The organism is Gluconacetobacter tumulicola (assembly GCF_014174215.1).
Lineage (GTDB): Bacteria > Pseudomonadota > Alphaproteobacteria > Acetobacterales > Acetobacteraceae > Gluconacetobacter > Gluconacetobacter tumulicola.
Genome location: NZ_JABEQL010000021.1, coordinates 1 through 22,471, shown reverse-complemented (window position 1 = coordinate 22,471; position 22,471 = coordinate 1). Strand labels below are relative to the sequence as shown.

Below are 22,471 nucleotides of genomic sequence, written 5' to 3'. Positions count from 1 at the left end.
GAGGCTACCCGCGTCATGCCGGCACCCCGCCGGCCGCCGCATTCTGGCGCTTCAGCCCTTCGAGATAAGGCGTCCACAGCCGCGTCCCATTCAGCGCAAGGTCGCCCAACTCCCTCTGGCGCTGCGCCGCCGGATTGTGGGAGGCCAGGACGCGGGCATTGCGCCAGTGCCGGTCATAGCGCCGCGTCTCGCTGGTGGCGGACGCCCCTCCGACCTCGAACAGCAGCGTCGCCGCCTCGAGCGTCTGCCCGACGATGATCTGCTGCGCCTTGAACGCGATTTCCTGCGCGGTCTCGATCGCCGGATGGCCCGTCTCGCCCTTCTCCCAGAACGGCTCGGCCACCGCCAGCGCGTCGGATACCGTATCGACCAGGGCAGCGGTCGAGAACGCCAGCGCCGACAGCCGCCCGACCACGCCCTGGACCACCGGATCGTCCTTCTGGATCACCTTGCCGGGCACACCGAACAGGCGCGTCCGGGGCCGCACGAATTCCAGCGCGTCGCGCAGCACCGCCTGCGCAATGCCGGCCAGCGCCGTATTATGAAATTGCTGGTAATAGGCCCCCAGATAATCCGGGGCGGGCAATTCCGTCAGCGGAGTCTGGTCCAGGATCTGGGCGGCGGGGACGACCACATGGTCGAAGATCGTGGTCCCGCTGCCCGTCAGGCGCTGCCCGAACCCGTCCCAATCGTCGATCCGGGTCACGCCCGGACTGTCGGCCCGCACGGCCGCATGGACACGCGCGGTCTCATTGGCCGCCCATACCACGATCCAGTCGGCATAGAGCGTGCCGGTGGAGTAATATTTGGTGCCGTTCAGCACCCACCCCTGGGGCGTCTCGCGCAGGGTGGTCCTGATGACCGTCTCATCATTCCGCTCGGCCATCGCCGCGCCGAACAGCGCGCCGTCATTGATCACGTCGAACCAGGGACGCGAGTCCGATCCCTTCTGGCGCCGCCCCTCGATAAAGGCGAAATGCGCCCGCACGATCTGCGGGATGTTGGAATCCGCCGCCGCCAGCCCGCGCAGCAGCGCAAAACTCTCCCGCAGCGAGGCCCCCAGCCCCCCGGCCTCCCTGGGAACGCGCAGCCGCCCGAAACCGGCATCCAGCAGGGCACGCACGGGCGCGCGCGCCAGTTCGCGGTGCTGCTCCCGCTCCACCGCCCCCGCCGCGATCTCGGCAAAAAGCGGCGCGTAGCGCGCCTCGAGCGATGGTTCGCGCGCACTCTCAAGGGACGACTGGGTCATGCCTCAATTCACCATTAAAAATAGTTATTATGCGCAGAGTAATTTACGAATCGATCGTTGTATAGTCGATTTTATTTTCACTATATATTATAGTGATAAACGACCGAAGCACGGCGATCGGTCCGCAATCGTCTCGTTCCGATATCCAAAAGAAAGACGTGCCGTCAGCCGCGCGACAGGGCATCATCGGCCGCAATGGCCCCGTCCCGATGGAGTAAGACGCAATGACCGGCTCGATCGCCGCCTTTATCGACGCCCTGCCCAAGGCGGAACTGCATGTGCATCTGGAAGGCACGCTGGAGGCATCACTCAAGATGGCGCTGGCCCACCGCAACGACCATCCGCTGAAGGACAGCAGCGCAGAGGCCATCCGCGCCGGCTACACCTATCACGACCTGCTGTCCTTCCTGAACCTCTATTACGAGGGCGTCGAACTTCTGCGGACGGAGCAGGATTTTTACGATCTGTGCCATCAGTATCTCAGGAAGGTCGCCTCCCAGAACGTCCTCTATGCCGAGATGTTCTTCGACCCGCAGCTTCACACACGGCGCGGCATTCCCTTCGCGACCGTCATCACCGGCATCACCCGCGCCCGCAAGGACGCCGAACGCGATTTCGGCATCCGCTCGCAGCTCATCATGTGCTTCGTGCGCGAAATGAGCGCCGAATCGGCCGACGAGACCTTTACCCAGGCGCTCCCCTATCTCGACGACATCATCGGCGTCGGGCTCGATTCCTACGAGACCGGCAATCCGCCCGCCAAGTTCGCCCATGTCTTCGCCCGCGCCCGCGCGGCCGGTCTGCATGTGACCATGCATTGCGACCTGGACCAGGAAAACACGCACGAACATATCCGCCAGGCCCTCGACGACCTCGCCAGCGAACGGATCGACCACGGTCTGAACGTGCTGGACCGCCCCGAACTGGTCGCCCGCGCCCGCGCGCGGGACATCGTCTTCACCATCTGCCCGTCCCCCAACGACGTCATCCGCCCCGGATGCGGCCGGCGCGACCTGCGCGGCATGCTGGATGCCGGGCTGCGGATCACCATCAATTCCGACGATCCGGGATATATGAACAGCGCCTACATGACCGAATGCCTGCGCAGCGCGCAGCAAACGGCGGACCTGACACGGGCGGAACTGCTGACCATCAGCCGCAACGCCTTCGATTCCGCCTGGATCCCCGACGCCGAACGCCGCCAGTATCTCGACGCGCTGGATCGCTTCGCAGCCCTCCAGGCCTGAAGGTCACGCCATGCACATCTTCCCGGCCGCGCAGACAGCCAGCCTCCTCCCCTTCCCCGAACTGGTCGACACCCTGCAGGACGTCCTGCGGGATTACGCCGCCGGACAGATTCAATGTCCGGAACGCATGGTCCTCGACACGGCGGATGCCAGCGGCCACCTGCTCTGCATGCCGTCCGTCGCCAGCGACATCATGGCGACCAAGCTGATCACGCTCTTTCACGGCAACCGCACGCTGCCCGTCATCCAGGGGCAGGTGACCTGCTGCGATGCACGTAATGGCGCGTTCCTCTTCACCCTCGACGGGCCCGAAACCACAGGCCGCCGTACCGCCGCAATGTCGATGCTGGCCATCCGCCTGCTGCACCGCACGGCGCCGCGCCATATCCTGATCATCGGCACCGGCACGCAGGCACGCGGCCACATCAACGCCCTGCGCGCCCTTCACCCCGACGCATCCATCCGCATCCGCGGCCGCAACCCGGCCGCGGTCGCCACCCTCTGCGCCACTCTCGACCCGACCGGCCACCATGTCCGCCCCGAGGCCCCCGGCGATGCCGAAGTCGCGGATGTCGTCATCACCACCACCAGCAGCCACGACATCATCTATGACGCAGCCCCCCGCGCCGGCAGCCTGGTCATCGGCGTCGGCGCCTACCGGCCCGAAATGATCGAAATCGGCCCGAACCTGGTCTTGAACAGCCAGCTCTTCGTCGACGATCCCATCGGCGCACCGTCCGAGGCCGGCGACCTGATCCAGGCCGGCGTGGACTGGCAGACCGTCCACCCCCTGGCCACGTCCATCCACACGCCCCCGCCGCCCGACATGCCGGTCCTCTTCAAGTCGGTCGGCTGCGCGGCGTGGGACCTGGCAGCCTGCCGCCTGGCCCGCCGCCTGGCAGAAAGCGCGGAATAACGAACCCGCCAGCCCGCTCCTTATCCATCCGCCGGGCCGCCCAACGCGCGCCAGGCGGCCAAGGCCCGCTCCCGCGCCGCCTCATGCACCACGATCGGCGCCGGATACCCCGCGACACCGCCCGCCAGCCACGGCGCATGGATCTGCGTATCGGACAGCCCCGCCAGTTCGGGCACCCAGGCGCGGATATAGGCGCCGGACGGGTCGAATTTACGCGACTGGATCAGCGGATTCATCATCCGGAAGAAGGGCGCGGCCTCCACCCCGGTTCCGGCGACCCATTGCCAGTTCATGCCGTTGCTGGCCGGGTCGTAATCGACCAGCGTACGGGCAAACCAGCGCTCGCCCTCCCGCCAGTCGATCAGCAGATGCTTCACCAGGAACGAGGCCGCAACCATGCGCACGCGGTTATGCATCCAGCCGGTCCGCCATAACTGGCGCATGCCCGCATCGACCAGCGGGTAGCCGGTCCGCCCGCGCTGCCACGCACGCAACCCCTCCCGGTCGCGCCGCCACGCCATGGCGTCGAATTCCGGGCGCAGATTGCGCGAAAGCAGATCGGGACATGCAAACAGCACCGACCACGCAAAATCCCGCCACCCCAGTTCCGCCATGAATTTCGCCAGCCCGGCCGCATGCGGCCGCGCAACGACAGCCTGCCGGATCTGCGCGGGCGTGATATGCCCCCAGCACAGGAAGGGCGACAGGCCGGAGGTCGCCGGCCGCGCCGGGAAATCCCGATCCCGCGCGTAATCCTCCAGCAGACCGTCCAGAAACTGCTCCAGCGCCTCCTGCGCCGCAGCCTCGCCCGGCATCCAGGCCTCCTCCAGCCCCGCCGTCCAGCCGGTCGCCCGCATCTCACGCCCAATGGCCCCCACCTCCACCGTCGGCGGCAGGCCAGCCGGGTCCGGCGTGGCAAACGCAATCCTCTCCGGCGCCGGCAAGGGCGGCCGCTCATGGCCCATCTGGCACGCCGCACGCCAATAGGCGCCAAAGACGTGATAGGGCTGCCCCATCCGGGTGCGGACCGTCCACGGCTCATGCAGCAACGCACCCGCAAAACTGTGGGCCGGGGTGCCCCGCTCCTTCAGCATCGCCTTCAGCCGCGTATCCGTCTCCCGTCCTTCGGGGTCGTAGCGCCGGTTCCAGAACACCGCCCGCGCCCCGGTCGCCGCAACCACCGCCGGCAGCACCCGGATCGCCGGCCCATGGAAGACATGCAGCCCCCCGCCAAGCGGCCGGAGCGCGGCATCGAACGATTCCAGCGCCCGACCCAGCCACCAGCGCGCCGCAACCTGCCCGGCCGCATCGTCAAGGATATGGATGCACAACACCGGCGCACCGGTTTCCACCGCCGCCGTCAGCGCCGCATTATCCGCCAGACGAAAATCATGGCGAAACCAGACGACCACCGGAGCAGTCACGATCATCCGATCCTTTCAGGCAACCTCCACCCGTCAGGTCAGATACCAGCCCCTACAGCGCTTTCAAACCCGTATCGATCTTTTCCAGGACCTCGTCCGTCATCACGCCACCCGAAAATTTCGCCAGCGTCTTCAATGACAGGCCCTTGGCCATCCCGATCTGCGGATGTTTGGAGAAACCGGGCAGAACCGTCTCCACAGCCGCCTTGGCCCGCTCATCGGCAAGAATCTCACGAACGGTCGAATTGATGGAAAACGACATGCCAGACACCTTTCAGATCCTGTCGATCAGCCGGAAAACCCTACCCTTTAACCACCCGCACGCATATGGTTCCCCTTCAACGCACGATCTTCGTCCGCCAGCAGGGCGAGCGTATCCCGATATTCCCGCCGCAGCCGGGCAATCAGCGTCGCGGCCGGCACAACCGATTCGACCGCGCCAATCCCCTGCCCCGCCCCCCAGATATCCCGCCACGCCTTCGTCCCGCCGCCCGAGAATGTCGACACGTCCATGCGCGACGGATCGGACAAGGCGAGGGCATGCGGGTCAAGACCGGCCGCACGAATGCTGGGGGCCAGATAATTGCCATGCACACCGGTAAACAGGTTTGAATAGACGATGTCCTCAGCAGACGATTCCACGATCATCTGCTTGTAGCGCGGGTCGGCTGCCGCTTCCTCCGTCGCGATGAACGCCGAGCCGATATAGGCCAGGTCGGCCCCCAGCGCCCGCGCCGCGACAATCGCGCGGCCGTTCGCAATGGCACCGGACAGCGCGAGCGGCCCATCGAACCACGCCCTGATTTCCTGCACCAGCGCGAAGGGCGATTGCGTTCCCGCATGTCCCCCCGCTCCGGCGGCCACCGCGATCAACCCGTCCGCTCCGCGCAACACCGCCTTTCGCGCGAATTCATTGGTCGTCACATCATGCAGGACGATGCCGCCATACCCATGCACCGCATCATTGACTTCGGGCCGCGCACCAAGCGACGTAATGACAACCGGCACCTTGTACTTGACCACCAGCGCCAGATCCTCGTCCAGCCTGGCATTGCTGCGGTGAACAATCAGATTGACGGCAAACGGCGCATCCTTCCCGGTCAGGGACGATGTCAGGCAGTGCAGCCATTCTTCCAGAACCGGCGCCGGTCGCGCATTCAGCGCGGGAAACGATCCCACCACCCCGGCACGGCAACAGGCCAGGACCAGTTCGACGGTCGAGACAAGAAACATGGGCGCGACGATGGCCGGCAACGCCAGCCTGCCCTGAAACGTCATCGGCATGGACATGCCCCTCTCCCACCCGCCACGGGTTCCGCCCCCGGCAATCGCACCCAAAATTTCTAACATTTGTTAGCCCTTATCTACTCCGGGCGCCAGTCCGCGTCGAGCCGCAAACGCGGCCCCTTCCATCACGGATGGTTGAGGGCACAAAACCTTACGATGCCAATAGAAAATGACAAATCTCCCAACAAATCCTGTATTCTTTCAAATGTCGGACCGACGGGCCGAAACAATCCAGTTCTGGAATCGACCGAGAATGACGATATCCCGCACGCCGCCGAACAGAAGAACCCGGGCGCCCGCCGGACGGTCCGTCCTCTCCGCCATGCGCGCGCTCCAGGGCAGCCCGAATGGCGAGGAATCCGGCACACAGGCCGAACGTCGGCAGGAGATTCTCGAGGTCGCCGCGCAGCTTTTCTCCGAACGCGGCTACAAGGCCACCTCGATCCGCCAGATCGCGGATGCGGTCGGCATGATGGCCGGATCGCTTTACTACCACATCCAGTCGAAGGAATCCCTTTTCGTCGAGATCCATAACCGCGCGCTCGACGCGGCGGCCAGCCGGATCTTCTCGGCCATCGCGCCCCATACCGCGCCCTGGTCCAGGCTCGAGGCCGCTTGCGCCGAATTGCTGGATATCCAGCTCAGCCTGACATCCATCACGCTCCCGCTGATGAACAGCATCATCTCCGCACCGCCGGACGTGCGCAGCGCGCTGATCAAGAAACGCGATGAATTCGAGACGATCTTTCGCAACATCATCGACGACCTGCCGCTGCCGTCCACGATCGATCGCGACATCTACCGGATCCTGCTGCTGCGCGTCCTCAACACCGCCAGCGACTGGTACCGCAGCGGCCGCATGTCCCACGACCAGATCGCCCACCAGATCTTCACCATTTTCAGGCACCAGGCCGAAACGGAAGCGGACAGGGAAACCGCCCCCACATCGACCAGGCCACGCAACCGCCCGACAGGGCGCACGCCGAAGCCGGGACGCCGCCCCGCTGCCCAAGCCTCTTCCGATATACTCGATAAATCAATGGCCTGAAAAAAAACCCGGCCTCCGAAACCGCGAGGCCAGGCCCCCTCCTCAGTTCGCCGCACCCAGCAGCCCGTCGCGAAACCCTTCGGTCGGCGCCGCCGCACTCAGCAGCGATTGCACAAGCCCCACCCCGAACGAGGGGTCAGCGATCGACGCCACCACCACACCGTTGCGCTGCATGCTGACCCCCTGGTCCGTCACGAGGATAAGCTGCGCCTCCCCCCTCTTCGCGGCAGCCAGATGGCCGGTAAAAGCGGCATAGGAGGCTTCGTTCTGTGCACTGCATGCATAAAGCTTGCAGTAGCGGGCATGGATCGAATCATATTCATCCTTCACCCGCTCCAGCGGCGCATCATGAAGGAATTCGGTATAAATGACCTTCGGATTCGGCCCCTCGGCAATAGTTTTACCATCATGGGCCGGCGAGACGAGGTAAAGCCCGGTCGCATACCCATCCACCAGATGATAGAAGACACGCACTCCCACGCCATTGAGCTTCAGGGACGTATTGCCGATCTTCAGATCATCGGGAAAGACGGCCCCTCCGACCCTGGTGTCCGCATGACCGGCGGATGATGCTCCCATCAACCCGGCCACCAGGGCCAAGCCGATATGGAATGACGACCTGCGCAATCCAGACATAAGGCAATCCTCCAGAGCATGTCGGGCACCGCCGTATGCGGCATCCCGGTTTGGACTTGACGGCTGAACAGTCTGAAACACAAAAACGCCCGATATACGCCACCCACCGGTGCAACCCGGCTATCCGCGACGGGAATTGCCGCGCGCGCAGCCCGCGCGGAGAAGCAACCCGGTCAGCTCCGCAGGAAATCGCGCAGCAACTTTCCGGTATCGAACGGCAACTCGGAATCGGGCGCGAGCCGTTTATAGACACCACTGGCCCGCCCGATCGGCTTGCCCTCCACCCGCGCCAGCCCCTGGACGAAGACCGTATTCCGCGTGACCCGCAGCACGTCGGCGCTGAACTCCACCCAGTCGCCCGGCATGCCCGGCGCCAGGAAATCGACGACCAGTGACATCGTGGGCAGGATAGGCACCTGCAGATCATTCTCGAACAGTGTCGCCATGGCCATATACCCGTCAAAGACGGTGGCGATCATCCCGCCATGGCAGACCCCCGCGTGATTGCAGTGACGAGGCTCCACGGTAAAGCCGGCCAGCAATCGCCCGTCCGATTCCGCCACGTCAAACCCGCCGATCGCCGCATCGAAGCCGGTTCCACTGAGCAGGGGCAGCGGACGAAATCCCGCGGACCGCGCCCCCGCCGGCGAAGTGTCAGACAGATGGACCATCACATCGTTCCCCAGAAAGCAGGCAGATCCGCACGAAATGCCGTCCCGCTCCTCCACCCGGCGAAGCAGGACGGCATGCGCGTCAGAAGGCGTCGTCGGCCAGCGCCATCATCGACGCCTTGCCCGCCTTGATCTTCAGATAAAGCGACGCCGATTCCGGAAGAACACGATCGTAGAAGAAACGGGCGGAGGCAATCTTCCCGCTGTAGAATGCCTGATCCGGCCCGGCGGCGAAGGATTTCGGCACGGCCACCGCCACCGTCCGCGCCCAGAGATAGGCCAGCGAGACCAGCCCGATCAGGCGCAGATAATCCGTCGCGGCCGCCCCCGCCTCCTCCGGGTCCTTCATCCCGCGCTCGGCAACCTGTCCGGTCGCAAGCTGCAACGCGCCGAACGCACGCTCCAGCCCGGCGACCATCTCGCCCAGCAGCGGATTCTCCTTGTTCTCGGCAATAAACGCCGCGATGGGGTGAAAGAGCCCGCGCAGATTGCGCCCCATATGCAGCGGCAGCTTGCGCCCCACCAGGTCGAGCGCCTGAATCCCGTTCGTGCCTTCATAGATCATCGCAATCCGCGAATCCCGCACCAGCTGCTCGACACCATGATCGGCGATATAGCCATGCCCGCCATAGGTCTGCACCGCCAGATTGGCCGATTCGAACCCCAGGTCGGTGAACAGCGCCTTCACCACCGGCGTCATCAGCGCCACGAAATCCTCGGCGTCGCGGCGCTGGCGTTCGTCGGCCCCATGCTCGGCCACATCCAGGGTCATCGCCACCCACGCCCCCAGCGCCCGGCAGCCCTCGGCATTGACGCGCATGGTCATGAGCATGCGCCGCACGTCGGGATGCACGACGATCGGGTCGGCCGGCAACGCCGGATATTTCGCCCCCGCCAGCGACCGCCCCTGCAGCCGCTCCTTCGCATAGGCCACGGCGCTCTGGTACGAGACCTCGGCAATCCCCAGCCCCTGGATGCCCACGCCAAGCCGCTCGGCATTCATCATGGCGAACATCGCCTGCATCCCCTTGTGCGGGGCGCCGACCAGCCAGCCCTTCGCGTCATCGAAGGCCAATTGGCAGGTTGCCGAGGCCTTGATGCCCATCTTGTGCTCGATGCCCGTGCACAGCACGCCATTGCGCTCGCCCGGCGTCCCGTCCTCGCGCGGCAGGTATTTCGGCACCAGGAACAGGCTGATCCCCTTGATCCCGGCCGGGGCATCCGCCAGCCGCGCCAGCACCAGATGGATGATGTTCTCGGACAGGTCATGCTCTCCGGCCGAGATAAAGATCTTCGCCCCGCTGACCCGGTACGTCCCATCCTCCTGCGGTACCGCCTTCGTGCGCAGCAGCCCCAGATCCGTGCCGCAATGCGCCTCGGTCAGGCACATGCTCCCCGACCATTCGCCGCTGATCATCTTCGGCAGATACTGCGCCTTCAGCTCTTCCGAGCCATATTTGCGCAGCGCCACCATCGCGCCACCGGTCAGGCCCGGATACAGGCCGAACGACAGGTTGGTCGCACAGATCATCTCCGAGAGCATCATGCCGATGGTCTCGGGCAGCCCCTGCCCGCCGAATTCCGGCGGTGCCGACAGCGCCGACCAGCCCCCCTCGCAGAACTGCCGATAAGCCTCCCGGAACCCCTTGGGCGTGGTGACGACCCCATTCTCCAGCCGGCACCCCTCCCGGTCGCCGGACATGTTCAGCGGCAACAGCACTTCGGAGGTGAATTTTCCCCCCTCCTCCAGCACCGTCTCCGCCAGATCGGCATCGACTTCGGAAAACGCCGCGAGCGTCGTGAGCCGCGAGAAATCATGCAGCTCGGTCAGCACGAACTTCATGTCGCGCAGGGGCGGTGTATAGGTTTGCATCTCTCTGTCTCCCCTTGCGTCAGTTTCTGAGGGGCTTGCCGGTTTCGAGCATGTGCTCGATCCGGTCCAATGTCGGAATGCTCTGGATCAGCTCCAGGAACGCCGCGCGCTCCAGCTCCAGCATGTCCTCCTCCGTCACATTCTCCGTGCTGTCATGCGCACCGCCGGTCAGGATAAAGGCCAGCTTCCCCGCGACCGTCACGTCATGCGGTGTCGCGATGCCCTGCCGCGCCATACCCTCAACCGCCATGTCGAGCGCAAGCTTCCCGCCCGCCCCCGCCAGATGGAATTCCGGCTTCGGCGGCGACCGGTATCCCTCGACCAGCGACAGCGCCAGCATCTTCGCGTCGGCCAGCAGCCGGTCGCGATTCATGGTGATGCCGTCGCGATCACGCAGGATATGCATCCGCCGCGCCTCGGCCGCCGATTTCGAGACCCGCGCCGTGGCGATCATCTCGAACACCTCGCGCGTCGGCGGCATCGGCCCCCCGGCCGTGTGCGGATCGGCCCGCAGCCGGTCCAGCATTTCGCCGCACCCGCCCCAGCCGGGGACCAGCCCCACCCCGCATTCGACCAGCCCGATATAACTCTCCGCATGCGCCTGCACGGCATCGGCATGCAGCACGATCTCGCACCCGCCGCCCAGCGCCATGCCGGCCGGCGCCGCCACAACCGGGAACGGCGCATATTTCAACGTCTTGTAGACCGCCTGCCCGCGCACGATGAGCTTCCTGATCTCCCCCCACGCCGCCATGTTCGCCGCAAAGGCCGCCAGGCCAAGATTGGCTCCGGCCGAAAAATGCGTGGCATCCGAATAGAGCACCAGCGCCTTGAAATGCTCCCCGACATGGGCGATCGATTTTTCCAGGATCGCCATCACGCTCTCATCGAACGTGTTCATCTTCGTCGTGATCTCGAAGCACGCCACCCCGTCGCCGATATCCCACAGCGCGCCCGACCGGCTCGACAGCACCGGCTTGCCACCCTTGCGGAAATCCTCCAGCAGGATGACCCCTTCAGCGCGCGCCACCGGATGCCAGCCACCATCCACGCCGAAGGCCCGGGTCACGCCGTCCCGATCCTGATAGAACCGCCCATCCCCGACCGCCTCGACCAGCGCCGGCACCGCGATCCCTTCCTGACGCAGCAACGCAGCCAGCTTCGCGGCCCCGATCTGGTCGATCAGCGCGAACGGCCCCTTCTTCCAGTTGAATCCCAGCTCCATCGCCTTGTCGATACCGACGATATCGTCCGAGATCTCGGGCACCAGCGACGCCGCATAGGCCAGCGTCTCGCCCATCACCTTGCGCGCATAGGCCCCGAACCGGTCATTGGCGGCCAGCAGCCCCGCCATATCCCCCGCACCCGGCGGCAGCGCAAACCGTTCGGAGACCGCATAGGCGCCCGTGGCCAGATCGATCGATTCCTTGACCTTCCCACCGCCCGCCTTGTTGATGCGGTAGAAGCCACCCTTGCCCTTGCGGCCGGTATAGCCCCCCTCGATCATCTTCCCGATCAGCGGCAGATCGTCGGCAAAGGCATGGTACCGGTCCCCGGCCGCCAGCAGCGACTTCATGCTGGCCGAGATATGCGGCATCAGATCGATGCCCACCAGGTCCAGCAATCCGAACACACCGGTCTTGGGAATGCCGAACGGCCGGCCGATGATCGTATCGACCTGCTCCACCGTCAGCCCATGGTCCACCGCCACCCGCGCCGCCGCCTGCATCCAGAACGTGCCGATGCGGTTGGCGATGAAGCCCGCCGTATCCTTGGCCCGCACGACACTCTTGCCCAGCCACCGGTCGCAGAAATCCGTCACCGCACCGACATGCGCCGGATCGGTCGTGGGCCCGGTCACGATTTCCAGCAGCCGCATGTAGCGCGGCGGGTTGAAGAAATGCGTAATCAGGAAATCGCGCGTGAAACGCGCCGGCAGCCCCTCCACCAGCCGCGCCAGCGGAATGGTCGACGTATTCGACGAAATCGGCGTGCCGGGCCGATGGACGGCGTCAAGCCGGCGATAGAGCGCCTGCTTGAGGTCCAGCCGCTCGATAATCACCTCGACCACCCAGTCGCATTCCGCGACCCGGGCCAGATCGTCATCGATATTGCCGGTCGTGATCAGCTTCGCCGCCGCCGGGTCCATGAAGGGCGCCGGATCGGTCTTCAGCGCCCTGGCGATCGCGTCATTGGCCAGCGCGTTCGGGTCCGCCCCGTCCGCCTTGCGGTCCAGCAGCAGCACCGGCACCCCGGCATTGGCGATCTGGGCGGCAATCCCCGCCCCCATCACCCCCGAGCCGATCACGCAGACGCGCGAGAAGGTCGGCCGTGCGCCGTCCGTCCCGCCAGATGGAATATGCTGGGTCATCAGATGCGCTCCAACACCGTGGCGATGCCCTGCCCACCGCCGATGCATTGCGTCGCCAGCGCGTACCGCGCCCCCTCGCGCCCCAGAAGCTGCGCCGCCTTGCCGACGATGCGCGCGCCGGTGGCGCCCAGCGGGTGGCCCAGCGCGATCGCACCGCCATCGATATTCAGCGTCTCGTCACGCACTCCCAGTTCGCGCACGCAGGCGATCGACTGCGAAGCAAAGGCCTCGTTCAACTCCACGACGCCCACATCCCCGATCGCAATCCCCGCACGCTCCAGCGCCTTGCGCGACGAAAGGATCGGGCCCAGCCCCATCACCTCGGGCGCGCAACCGGAAATGGCGATCGAGCGGATGCGCGCCAGCTTCGGCAGCCCCTTGCGGTCGGCATACGCCTCCGAACAGACCAGCACGGATGCCGCCCCGTCGGTCAGCGGCGAGGACGTGCCCGCCGTCACCGTGCCATGGGCCGCGTCGAAGGCCGGCTTCAGTCCCGCCAGCCCCTCCGCATTGGTGTCCGGACGTGGGCAGCCATCGACCGAGACCACACCGTCACGGGTCTGGATCGGCACGATCTCCGCCTCCAGCCGGCCCGCCGCGACGGCATCGCGGGTACGCGCCTGGCTGCGCAGCGCAAACGCCTCCTGCTCCGCGCGCCCGATCTCGTATGTCCGCGCGACATTCTCGGCCGTGATGCCCATGTCCATGTACGCACCCGGGCGCTTCTTGTAGAGCGCCGGATTGGGCAGCGGATTGAACCCACCCATCGGAATGCGCGTCATGCTCTCCACACCCGCGCAGATAAAGACCTCCCCGGCCCCCATGCGGATCGCCCCGGCCGCCATATGGACCGACTGCATCGAAGAGCCGCAGAAACGGTTGACCGTCACCCCACCCACAGAAAGCGGCAGGTCGCTCAGCAGCGCCACGATCCGGCCGAGATTGAAACCCTGCTCTCCTTCCGGAAACGCGCAGCCAAGGATCAGGTCCTCGATCTCCTCGGGCGCAACCCCCGTGCGCTCCACCAGGGCCCGCACGACTTGGGCCGCGATATCATCGGGGCGCGTCCTGACGAACTGCCCCTTGCGCGCGAGCTGAAACGGCGATCGCGCATATCCTGCGATGACAACGGAATTCATGAATGGCGCTCCTGGCAATGCCCTCGCCCATTATGTCTAACGTTTGTTTGGAACGAAGGCGCGCGTTGTGCCCCCCTTTGATAATTGAATGGCGGCCTCCCGGCAAAGACGCTTTGTCGTGATGACACGGTTCATTGATGGAACCCGCCACCGTCCGAAGAAGGAAAACCCGCGCGATCCTGCACAGATTCGTCACTTATATCAATATATTATCATAAGAATCCGCCGTTTACGCCTCACGCCGCATTCCTCAAAAATTCATACGAACGATCGTTAGATTTTTTCGTCCCTCCCCGGAATCGCGGGGAAAGACCGCCGCCGGCACCCGCCGGATATCCACGCCACACTCCCGCATCGGCACCAGGCCAGACGCCGATCTCAAACATGTGACGGAGAGAGAAAAAACAGACAATTTCTTTTCTTATCATTATTTTATGCAATTTCTCTGTATGCCCTGCCCCCTCTTCCACCATCCACGGGGGCCCACTCTCTACCTATCGACTGTTCGATAAAAACGTGGCGCGATATAGACTTCCCCTGTCGAACGGTACCACGCCCACCAGATGCCGCGTCCGCACCGCCCGGTACCCGAACACTGGAGACCTCTATATGAGCCAACGGGACATCATGGAGTTCGACGTCGTGATCGTCGGCGGCGGCCCGGCCGGGCTGGCAGCCGCCATCCGGCTGAAACAGCTTATGCCCGACGAATCCGTCTGCCTGATCGAAAAAGGCAGCGAAATCGGCGCACATATCGTCTCCGGCGCGGTCATCGAGCCCCGGGCGCTCGACGAATTGCTGCCCGACTGGCGCGACCGCAATGCCCCGCTCGACACGCCGGTCACGCGTGAGGAGATGTATCTCCTGACCGAACGCAAGGCATTCCGCATCCCCGCCCTGCCATGGGTCATGCCGCATCTGGCCAATCACGGCAATTTCGTCGTCAGCCTGGGTGATGTCTGCCGCTGGATGGCCACACAGGCCGAGGCGATGGGGGTGGAAATCTATCCCGGCTTCGCCGGCGCGGACGTGCTGATCGAGAACGGTCGCGTCGCCGGCATCCTCACCGGCGACATGGGCATCACCCGCGATGGCACGAAAGGCCCGAATTTCGCGCCGGGCATGGAACTGCGCGGCAAATACACCCTGTTCGCCGAAGGCTGCCGCGGCTCCCTGACCAAGCGCGTCATGGCGCATTTCAACCTGCGCCAGGGCGTCGATCCGCAGACCTTCGGCCTGGGAATCAAGGAAGTCTGGGAAATCCCTGCCGAACTGCATGAACCCGGCCTGGTACTGCACAGTTTCGGCTGGCCGCTGGACGACCGGACCTATGGCGGCGCCTGGCTCTATCATTTCGGCAAAAACCTCGTCTCCTACGGCTTCGTCACCGGGCTCGACTACGCCAATCCCTGGCTCTCCCCCTATGACGAAATGCAGCGCACCAAGCTCCACCCGGTCTATCGCAAATATTTCGAAGGTGGCCGCCGCCTGATCTACGGCGCCCGCGCGCTGTCCGAAGGCGGGCTGCAATCCCTCCCCCGCCTCACCTTCCCCGGCGGCGCCCTGATCGGCGACGCGGCAGGCTTCCTCAACACGCCCAAGATCAAGGGCACCCACACGGCCATGAAATCCGGCATGCTCGCCGCAGAGGCCATAGCGGCGGCCCATGCGGCAGACGCGCCGGAACCCGATACCTTCACCGACCGGCTGCAGGTATCGTGGCTGCATCAGGAACTGTCGGCCGCCCGCAACATCCGCCCCGCCTTCGCGCGATGGGGCACGCTGCGCGGCGCGCTCTATGCCGGCATCGACGCCGCCATCCTGCGCGGCCGCGCGCCCTGGACGCTCCACTTCCACCATGCGGACCACGAGACCCTCCGCCCCGCCGCATCCTGCCCGCCGCCCGCCTATCCCAGGCCCGACGGCACGATCACCTTCGACAAGCTCTCCTCGGTCTTCCTGTCCAACACGAACCATGTGGAGGACCAGCCGACCCATCTTCGCCTGCGCGACCCGGCCCTGTGGAAGCCCCTCAACTGGGACACGTACCGCGCGCCCGAAATCCGCTATTGCCCGGCCGCCGTCTATGAAGTCGCCGATGCCGAAACCGCGCCCCGGCTCGTGATCAACGCGCAGAACTGCGTCCACTGCAAAACCTGCGACATCAAGGACCCGCCCCAGAATATCGACTGGTACACGCCCGAAGGCGGCGGCGGCCCCAACTATCCGGGCGGCATGTAATCCGCCCCCAACCCTTCATTTCTCCTGAGGAACCATGAAAATCCTTGTCCCCATCAAACGCGTCGTCGATTACAACGTAAAGGTCCGCGTCAGGCGCGATGGCGGCGGCGTCGAGACCGCCGGCGTCAAGATGTCGATGAACCCGTTCGACGAAATCGCGGTCGAGGAAGCCCTGCGCCTGCGCGAGAAGGGCGTCGCGAGCGAAATCCTGACCGTCTCCATCGGCGTCCCCCAGGCAGCCGACACGCTGCGCACCGCCCTGGCCATGGGCGCCGACCGCGCCATCCTCGTCCAGTCCGAGGAAAGCCCCGAACCGCTCGCCGTCGCCAAGATCCTGAAAATCCTCGTCGATCGCGAAAAGCCCGACCTCGTCATCCTCGGCAAGCAGGCCATCGACGATGACATGAACGCCACCGGCCAGATGCTCGCCGGCCTGCTGGACTGGCCACAGGCTACCTTCGCCAGCCGGGTCGAAAAGACGGCGGACGGGCTCGCCGTCACGCGCGAAGTCGATGGCGGCTCGGAAACCCTGGCCCTGGCCCTGCCCGCCATCGTCACCGCCGACCTGCGCCTGAACGAGCCGCGCTACGCCGCGCTGCCCAACATCATGAAGGCCAGGAAGAAGCCGCTGGAGACCATCGCGGCCACCGATCTCGGCATCGACCTGACGCGCCGCCTCGCCATCCTCTCGATGGCCGAGCCCCCGGCCCGCAAGGCAGGCATCAAGGTGGGCAGCGTGGCCGAACTGGTCGAAAAACTCCGCAACGAAGCCAAGGTGATCTGACCATGACCGCGCTCGTCCTCCTGGATGCCGAAGACGGCACCATCCCGCAGACCTCCCGCTCGGCCATCGCGGCGGCGGCCAGCCTCGGCGATATCGACGTGCTGGTGACCGGCGGCCCCGACACCATCGCAGCCGCGGCGGCAAGTGCGGCAAAAATCCCCGGCATCCGCAAGGTCCGCACCGCATCGGGCGAAGCCTTCGCCCACGGCCTGGCGGAGCCACTGGCAGCACTGCTCGTCGCCCTCGCCCCGGACTACGATCATATCGTCGCCGCCGCGACCGCCATCGGCAAGAGCACCCTGCCCCGCGCCGCCGCCCTGCTCGACGTGCAGGTGATCCCCGATGTCATGGAGATCAGGGATTCCCAGACCTTCGTGCGGCCGGTCTTCGCGGGCAACGTGCTGGTCACGTTGCGTTCGTCGGATGCGAAGAAGCTCCTGACCATCCGCACCGCCAGCTTCGACCCCGTGGCCGCCGAGGGCGGCGCCGCCCCGATCGAAGCCCTGACCCCACCCGATGGCCAGCAGAAATCGCGCTTCGTCTCGGCGGAACATTCCAGCACCGAACGCCCCCAGCTCGAAGCCGCAAGGGTCATCGTCTCCGGCGGCCGCGGCCTGCAAAGCGCGGAAGGGTTCAAGATTCTGGAACCGCTGGCCGACAGGCTCGGCGCCGCCATCGGCGCCTCCCGCGTCGCCGTCGATTCCGGCTTCGTCCCCAACGATTACCAGGTCGGCCAGACCGGCAAGATCGTCGCGCCCGATCTCTATATCGCCTGCGGCATCTCCGGCGCCATCCAGCATCTGGCAGGCATGAAGGACAGCAAGGTGATCGTCGCCATCAACAAGGACGAGGAAGCCCCCATCTTTCAGGTCGCGGATTACGGCCTGGTCGGCGACCTGTTCCAGATCGTTCCCGCCCTCACGGCGGCCCTCGGATAATCCAGCCCCCAGCGGGAAGACCATAGGGGCGACCCGGTCTTCCCGCCCCCTTTCGACGACATATTCTACCGAACGATTGTTCTGCAGAATATCCGTCCCGCCATCCCCCACATGAAAGACCGGCCGCGCGCCTGCCGCGCCGATAATCGTCTCCCCATCAAAAAAAGCCAGATCCGGTCACCCGTCGGAACTCCCTTCTTTTTCCAACGTTTGGCGCCGTCATTTCCGGCTTTTCAATCGAGAGAGTGTGAAGCGCGCCGCTTCCGATTCCTGCCGTAATTTTCTTGCAAGCCGCTGGGGCCGCGCTCATGGTTTTCCCGGATCAGAGACATGGGGGATGCGATTGTCCGATTAACCTACCAAATGTTTGGTTTGAATGCTGAGATGGTCAGTCAATAATGAAAAAGAAAATCACACTGATGGCATGCAGCGCCCTCATCACCCAGACATTGCTCAGCCCCGGCCACCAGGCCGCCGCCTCGGGCTTCGCCTTGCGTGAGACCGATGCGATTTCACTGGGCAACGCCTATGTCGGCTCCGTCAGCCGCGCGGGGGACGCCTCGACCGTCCTGATGAACCCCGCCGGCATGTCCTTCCTCGACTATAGCGAATTGCAGGGCAACGTGTTCTACGCCGGCCCGGTTGCCCGGTTCTCCGGCCAGAACTATCTGGGCCCCGGCATCACCACCCCGGGCGTGCAGGGCAATCGCGGCATCACCGACGCCGCCACCGCCGCCAGCTACGGCGTCCTGAAAATCGATCCCCGCTGGGCGATCGGCTACGGGTTCTATACCCCCTACGGCCAGCGCGCCAATTACCCGTCCAACTGGGTCGGCCGTTATCAGAGCCTCGTCAGTTCGATCACGGACTACGAACTCGGGGCAATGGCCTCCTACCGCTTCAACAGGCACTTCTCGGTCGGCGTCGGCCCGCGCTTGGGCTTTCTCACCGGCCGCCTCACGCGCGATGTCAATCTCGGCGCGCTGAACGCCTTCGGGCCGACCACGGCCGACATGGCCGGCAACGCCTTCGGCTTCGGTTACGATGCCGGCCTCCTGTACAAGCCCGATGACGCGACCCAGATCGGCATCAACTACCAGTCGCGCATCGCGTACGATCTCTCCACCCGCACCCAGTTTTCGCCCCCGCCGCTGCTGGCCGCCAACCGGCTGGTCAATGGCTCGCTGATCGCCCAGAGCGGCCATGGCGCCATGCAGGTCACCCTGCCCGACAGCGTCTCGTTCGGCGTCACCCGGGTCCTGTCACCGCGCTGGACCATCATGCTGCAGGGCGAATGGACACACTGGTCCCTCCTGCACGGGCTGAACAACGTGTCCGATCACCCCGGCGGCGCCAGCACATCGATCGCGGTCAACTGGCGCAATAGCTGGTTCGGCGGCATCGGCGCGACGTACCGGGCCTCGAAATCCACACTCATTCGCGGCGGCTTCAGCTACGACCAGAGCCCGACGACCCTGAAAAACCGCAACACGATCACGCCGGATACCAATCGTTTCGATCTGGGCGTGGGCGTGGACTACACGCCCATCAAGCGTGTGACCCTCACCCTGTCCTACGCCCACATCTTCGGCACCAACCCCAAAATCGACAATGCCGCCTCCGCGACCTCGGGGCGCCTGGTCGGCACCTACAACGATTACGGCAACATCGTCGCCTTCGGTGTGAGAACGCATTTCTGAACGACAGCGGGAGCCACCGGATCGACCCCCTCGCCAGGGTCTCCCCCGCCCGATTGAAGGGTTTTCCCCATGAATGCCATGAACGAGAGCACCATCCTGCGTCATGCCGCATCAGGCGATGCGGTACAAGATCTCTTCGATCTTCTGCGCGTCTCGACCTTTCGCCGCCCCAATGCCCTGGCCATCGATTTCATGGGGCGCAAATTCACCTATCGCGACATCTTCCAGGCGGTGGAGCATGTCGCGGGCGGCCTGAGCGATATCGGCGTCTCCAGGGGCGACCGCGTCGCCCTCTCTCTACCCAACACGCCTTACTCAGTCATCGTCTTCTTTGCCGTGCAGCGCATCGGCGCCGTCGTCGTCAACCTCAACCCGCTCTACGTCCAGCATGAAGTCCACCAGATCCTGAAGACCGCCGACATCTCGGTACTGGTGATGTCAGACATCGCCGCCATCGCCGAACCCACATACCGGGCGGCCGAGAACAGTTCGGTCCGGCGCATCGTTGTCTGCCCGTTCTCGCACGCGCTGCCGCCGATCAAATCGACGCTGTTCAAGGTCCTGAAGTGGCGGGACATCTACCATTTCCCGGCCGACAAACGCATCGTCTCCTACGACACGCTGGCCCACAGCAGGACAGTGGCCAGACATGTGACGATCGACCCCCAGCACGATATCGCCGTCCTGCAATTCACCGGCGGCACCACGGGCATTCCCAAGGCGGCCAAGCTCACCCACGGTAATCTCCTGGCGAATATCGAACAGGTCAAGGACATGGCGCAGGAGGCCCTGCGCGAACCACCGACCACACTGGGCATCCTGCCCCTGTTCCATGTCTTCGCGCTGATGGCCGTCATGCTGCTCACGATCGAACGCGGCGGCGAGATCGTGCTGCTGCCGCGCTTCGACACGCACGCCACGCTCGCCACCATGCGCCGGGTCCGGATCGCGCTCATGCCCATCGTGCCGACGATCCTGACCGCGCTGCTCCGCGATCAGGATCTCTCGCCCGACCTGTTCACCCATATGCGCGCCATCATTTCCGGCGGCGCACCATTGCCCGTCGCCCTGCGCAAGCGCTTCGAGGAAACGGCCCGCTGCCCGATCATCGAAGGATACGGGCTGAGCGAGACCTCACCGGTCCTCACCCTCAACCCGCTCCATGGCGTCCGCGACGGCTCCTGCGGCAAGGTGGTCATCCATACCGACCTCCAGATCCGCAGCCTCGACGACGCCACCCTTCGCCTTCCCACCATGGAAAAAGGCGAAGTCTGCGTACGCGGCCCGCAAGTGATGTCCGGCTACTGGAAGAGCGATGAAAATGCCTCCGCCTTCACGCCGGACGGCTATTTCCGCACCGGCGATGTCGGCTATCTCGACGCGGACGGCTATCTCTTCCTGGTCGATCGCCTCAAGGACATCATCATCTGCGGCGGCTACAACGTCTATCCGCATATCATCGAAGAGGCCCTTCATCGCCATCCGGCGGTGCTCGAGGCCCTCGTCATCGGCGTCCCCGACCCTTATCGCGGCCAGGCGCCCAAGGCATTCGTCACCCTGCGCCCCAATTCCACGGTCACGCCGGCCGACCTCGCAACCCATCTGGAGCAATATATCTCCAAGATCGAACGCCCGCGCGAAATCGTTCTTCGCGACTCCCTGCCCAAGACCCTCATCGGCAAACTGTCACGAAAGGACCTGAAAATTCAGGAAGGAATCACAGACTGAAGCTCAATGATGCAGAAACCCCATGCCGACCTGGGTCGCGGTCCGCAGGGCTTCCGTCCACAGCCCCTGCCCGCCGCCACCCATCCCGCCCCTGCCACCGCCGTGCGACCGGTTGTCATCGGCAAAGGGCTGGCCATCATCATCCAGCGGTCGGGCCCGGTCGGCACAGGCGGAGAGCATCGGCACCGCAACCGCCAGGGCAAGGACCATTTTCAGGGCGGATGCGCGCACGGACAGGATCTCTGCATGGCCAACGGGATCATGCCGAAACCCTAGCGAAGCATAATCTTTCGTTAAGGCACTGAATTGTCACAAAGCGTCACCACCTCCAGCCCCTGCATCCGCAACGGGAGTCGCGATCCGCCGCAAAAATCCGTAAGGTGCGCCCCATCATCGCCACCAACGGCAAGAGGCATGCCGAAAAAGACCGCACCCTCCCCCCGCACCGCCCCGCCGACACGGGCAGGCCACCGCACACGCATGGCGCTGTTCGGCCTGGCAGCCTGCGGCCTGCTGCTGGCGGCCGCCGGATTGCGCACGCTGGTCCTGGATCGCCCCCACGCCACCATCGGGGGACCGTACGCGCTGACCGACGAACAGGGCCGCGCCGTCACCCAGGCCGATTTCCACGGCCACTACACGCTGATCTATTTCGGCTACACCCATTGCATCGATGTCTGCCCGCTGACACTGGCAACCGTCACCACGGCGCTCGACCAGCTCGGCCCCCGCGCGGCATCGGTCGTGCCGGTCTTCGTCACCGTCGATCCGGCACGCGACACCCCTTCGGTCGTGCGCGATTATGTCGCCCATTTCTCGCCGCGCATCGTGGGGCTGACCGGCAGCCCCGCCCAGATCGATCCGGTACTCGCCGAATTCCACGTCCTGGCCCGCCGGCACCCCGCGATGTCGAGCCTCCCCGACGGGGCCTATCTGATGGACCACAGCTCCGTCCTCTATCTGATGGACGGCAACAACCATCTGGCGGCCATGCTGCCGGTCGATTCCAGCCCCCAGGCCATCGCCGACCGACTACGCACCGTCCTGAGAACCTGACCGGACCTGCGCGCTGGTGGCGATCCGACGCGCGTTTCCTGTGCTCCGATGCTCATGTGTGGACGGCCCTGGGAAAGCAAGAGGGATCTGACTGATATGTGAGGATCGGAGCGATTGCGGTCATGTGTCCGGCCTGTTGGTGCGGGCTCATGCCCGCTGGCCC

The 22,471-nt window shown here is 65.0% G+C and carries 19 protein-coding genes; 9 read left to right on the top strand and 10 right to left on the bottom strand.

Going from position 1 to position 22,471, the window contains the following annotated elements; translation table 11 throughout:
- Positions 1 to 13 precede the first annotated feature (13 nt).
- Positions 14 to 1,249 carry an acyl-CoA dehydrogenase family protein gene (locus tag HLH29_RS14130; RefSeq protein ID WP_182967918.1) on the bottom strand — a complete coding sequence of 412 codons (1,236 nt, stop codon included), beginning with the start codon at positions 1,247 to 1,249 and terminating at the stop codon, positions 14 to 16.
- 224 nt (positions 1,250 to 1,473) lie between these two features.
- On the opposite strand from HLH29_RS14130, the gene add reads away from it, so the two are divergent.
- Together add and HLH29_RS14120 are read left to right on the top strand one after the other, a co-directional pair.
- Entirely contained in the window at positions 1,474 to 2,496 is a 1,023-nt protein-coding gene (gene add, locus HLH29_RS14125; RefSeq protein ID WP_182967916.1) for an adenosine deaminase, read from the top strand.
- Positions 2,497 to 2,506: 10 nt separating this feature from the next.
- On the top strand, positions 2,507 to 3,412 hold the full coding sequence (locus tag HLH29_RS14120; protein WP_182967914.1) for a delta(1)-pyrroline-2-carboxylate reductase family protein: 906 nt from the start codon (positions 2,507 to 2,509) through the stop codon (positions 3,410 to 3,412).
- A 20-nt stretch (positions 3,413 to 3,432) separates the two neighbouring features.
- On the opposite strand, the gene HLH29_RS14115 is transcribed toward HLH29_RS14120, so the two are convergent.
- From HLH29_RS14115 to HLH29_RS14105, 3 genes are read right to left on the bottom strand one after another with little or no spacing between them, the layout of a single operon-like run.
- Complete coding sequence (locus tag HLH29_RS14115) at positions 3,433 to 4,842, bottom strand: cryptochrome/photolyase family protein (RefSeq protein ID WP_182967912.1); 1,410 nt, start codon at positions 4,840 to 4,842, stop codon at positions 3,433 to 3,435.
- Between the two features lie 46 nt (positions 4,843 to 4,888).
- Positions 4,889 to 5,098 carry a hypothetical protein gene (locus HLH29_RS14110; protein ID WP_182967910.1) on the bottom strand — a complete coding sequence of 70 codons (210 nt, stop codon included), beginning with the start codon at positions 5,096 to 5,098 and terminating at the stop codon, positions 4,889 to 4,891.
- Positions 5,099 to 5,145: 47 nt separating this feature from the next.
- Entirely contained in the window at positions 5,146 to 6,126 is a 981-nt protein-coding gene (locus HLH29_RS14105) for an NAD(P)H-dependent flavin oxidoreductase (protein ID WP_182967908.1), read from the bottom strand.
- A 250-nt stretch (positions 6,127 to 6,376) separates the two neighbouring features.
- Between HLH29_RS14105 and HLH29_RS14100 the strand changes: the two genes are divergently transcribed.
- Positions 6,377 to 7,171: a TetR/AcrR family transcriptional regulator gene (locus HLH29_RS14100; RefSeq protein WP_246374263.1), complete on the top strand. Its 795-nt coding sequence runs from the start codon at positions 6,377 to 6,379 to the stop codon at positions 7,169 to 7,171.
- Between the two features lie 42 nt (positions 7,172 to 7,213).
- On the opposite strand, the gene HLH29_RS14095 is transcribed toward HLH29_RS14100, so the two are convergent.
- The 5 genes from HLH29_RS14095 to HLH29_RS14075 all read right to left on the bottom strand — a co-directional run bounded on the left by HLH29_RS14095 (position 7,214) and on the right by HLH29_RS14075 (position 13,861).
- Positions 7,214 to 7,807: a chalcone isomerase family protein gene (locus HLH29_RS14095; RefSeq protein ID WP_182967906.1), complete on the bottom strand. Its 594-nt coding sequence runs from the start codon at positions 7,805 to 7,807 to the stop codon at positions 7,214 to 7,216.
- 173 nt (positions 7,808 to 7,980) lie between these two features.
- Positions 7,981 to 8,478 (bottom strand): PaaI family thioesterase, encoded by a 498-nt coding sequence (locus HLH29_RS14090; RefSeq protein WP_182967904.1) that lies wholly within the window; start codon positions 8,476 to 8,478, stop codon positions 7,981 to 7,983.
- Positions 8,479 to 8,560: 82 nt separating this feature from the next.
- On the bottom strand, positions 8,561 to 10,351 hold the full coding sequence (locus HLH29_RS14085; RefSeq protein WP_182967902.1) for an acyl-CoA dehydrogenase C-terminal domain-containing protein: 1,791 nt from the start codon (positions 10,349 to 10,351) through the stop codon (positions 8,561 to 8,563).
- 19 nt (positions 10,352 to 10,370) lie between these two features.
- Positions 10,371 to 12,722: a 3-hydroxyacyl-CoA dehydrogenase/enoyl-CoA hydratase family protein gene (locus tag HLH29_RS14080; RefSeq protein WP_182967900.1), complete on the bottom strand. Its 2,352-nt coding sequence runs from the start codon at positions 12,720 to 12,722 to the stop codon at positions 10,371 to 10,373.
- Positions 12,722 to 13,861 carry a thiolase family protein gene (locus tag HLH29_RS14075; RefSeq protein ID WP_182967898.1) on the bottom strand — a complete coding sequence of 380 codons (1,140 nt, stop codon included), beginning with the start codon at positions 13,859 to 13,861 and terminating at the stop codon, positions 12,722 to 12,724. Before HLH29_RS14075 ends, HLH29_RS14080 begins: the two co-directional genes overlap by 1 nt.
- A 609-nt stretch (positions 13,862 to 14,470) precedes the next feature.
- Between HLH29_RS14075 and HLH29_RS14070 the strand changes: the two genes are divergently transcribed.
- From HLH29_RS14070 to HLH29_RS14050, 5 genes are all read left to right on the top strand, one after another.
- Entirely contained in the window at positions 14,471 to 16,102 is a 1,632-nt protein-coding gene (locus tag HLH29_RS14070; protein WP_182967895.1) for an electron transfer flavoprotein-ubiquinone oxidoreductase, read from the top strand.
- 34 nt (positions 16,103 to 16,136) lie between these two features.
- Positions 16,137 to 16,886, top strand: a complete 750-nt coding sequence (locus HLH29_RS14065) for an electron transfer flavoprotein subunit beta/FixA family protein (RefSeq protein WP_182967893.1) — start codon at positions 16,137 to 16,139, stop codon at positions 16,884 to 16,886.
- Between the two features lie 2 nt (positions 16,887 to 16,888).
- Positions 16,889 to 17,824 carry an FAD-binding protein gene (locus HLH29_RS14060; RefSeq protein ID WP_182967891.1) on the top strand — a complete coding sequence of 312 codons (936 nt, stop codon included), beginning with the start codon at positions 16,889 to 16,891 and terminating at the stop codon, positions 17,822 to 17,824.
- Positions 17,825 to 18,243: 419 nt separating this feature from the next.
- Positions 18,244 to 19,524: an OmpP1/FadL family transporter gene (locus HLH29_RS14055; RefSeq protein WP_182967889.1), complete on the top strand. Its 1,281-nt coding sequence runs from the start codon at positions 18,244 to 18,246 to the stop codon at positions 19,522 to 19,524.
- A gap of 69 nt (positions 19,525 to 19,593) precedes the next feature.
- Positions 19,594 to 21,252 (top strand): long-chain-fatty-acid--CoA ligase, encoded by a 1,659-nt coding sequence (locus HLH29_RS14050; RefSeq protein ID WP_220791525.1) that lies wholly within the window; start codon positions 19,594 to 19,596, stop codon positions 21,250 to 21,252.
- A 3-nt stretch (positions 21,253 to 21,255) separates the two neighbouring features.
- On the opposite strand, the gene HLH29_RS14045 is transcribed toward HLH29_RS14050, so the two are convergent.
- Positions 21,256 to 21,483: a hypothetical protein gene (locus HLH29_RS14045; protein ID WP_182967996.1), complete on the bottom strand. Its 228-nt coding sequence runs from the start codon at positions 21,481 to 21,483 to the stop codon at positions 21,256 to 21,258.
- 183 nt (positions 21,484 to 21,666) lie between these two features.
- Here HLH29_RS14045 and HLH29_RS14040 point away from each other — a divergent pair, with 183 nt between their 5' ends.
- Positions 21,667 to 22,308, top strand: coding sequence for an SCO family protein (locus tag HLH29_RS14040; protein ID WP_182967885.1), 642 nt, complete (start codon positions 21,667 to 21,669; stop codon positions 22,306 to 22,308).
- The last annotated feature ends 163 nt before the right edge of the window (positions 22,309 to 22,471 follow it).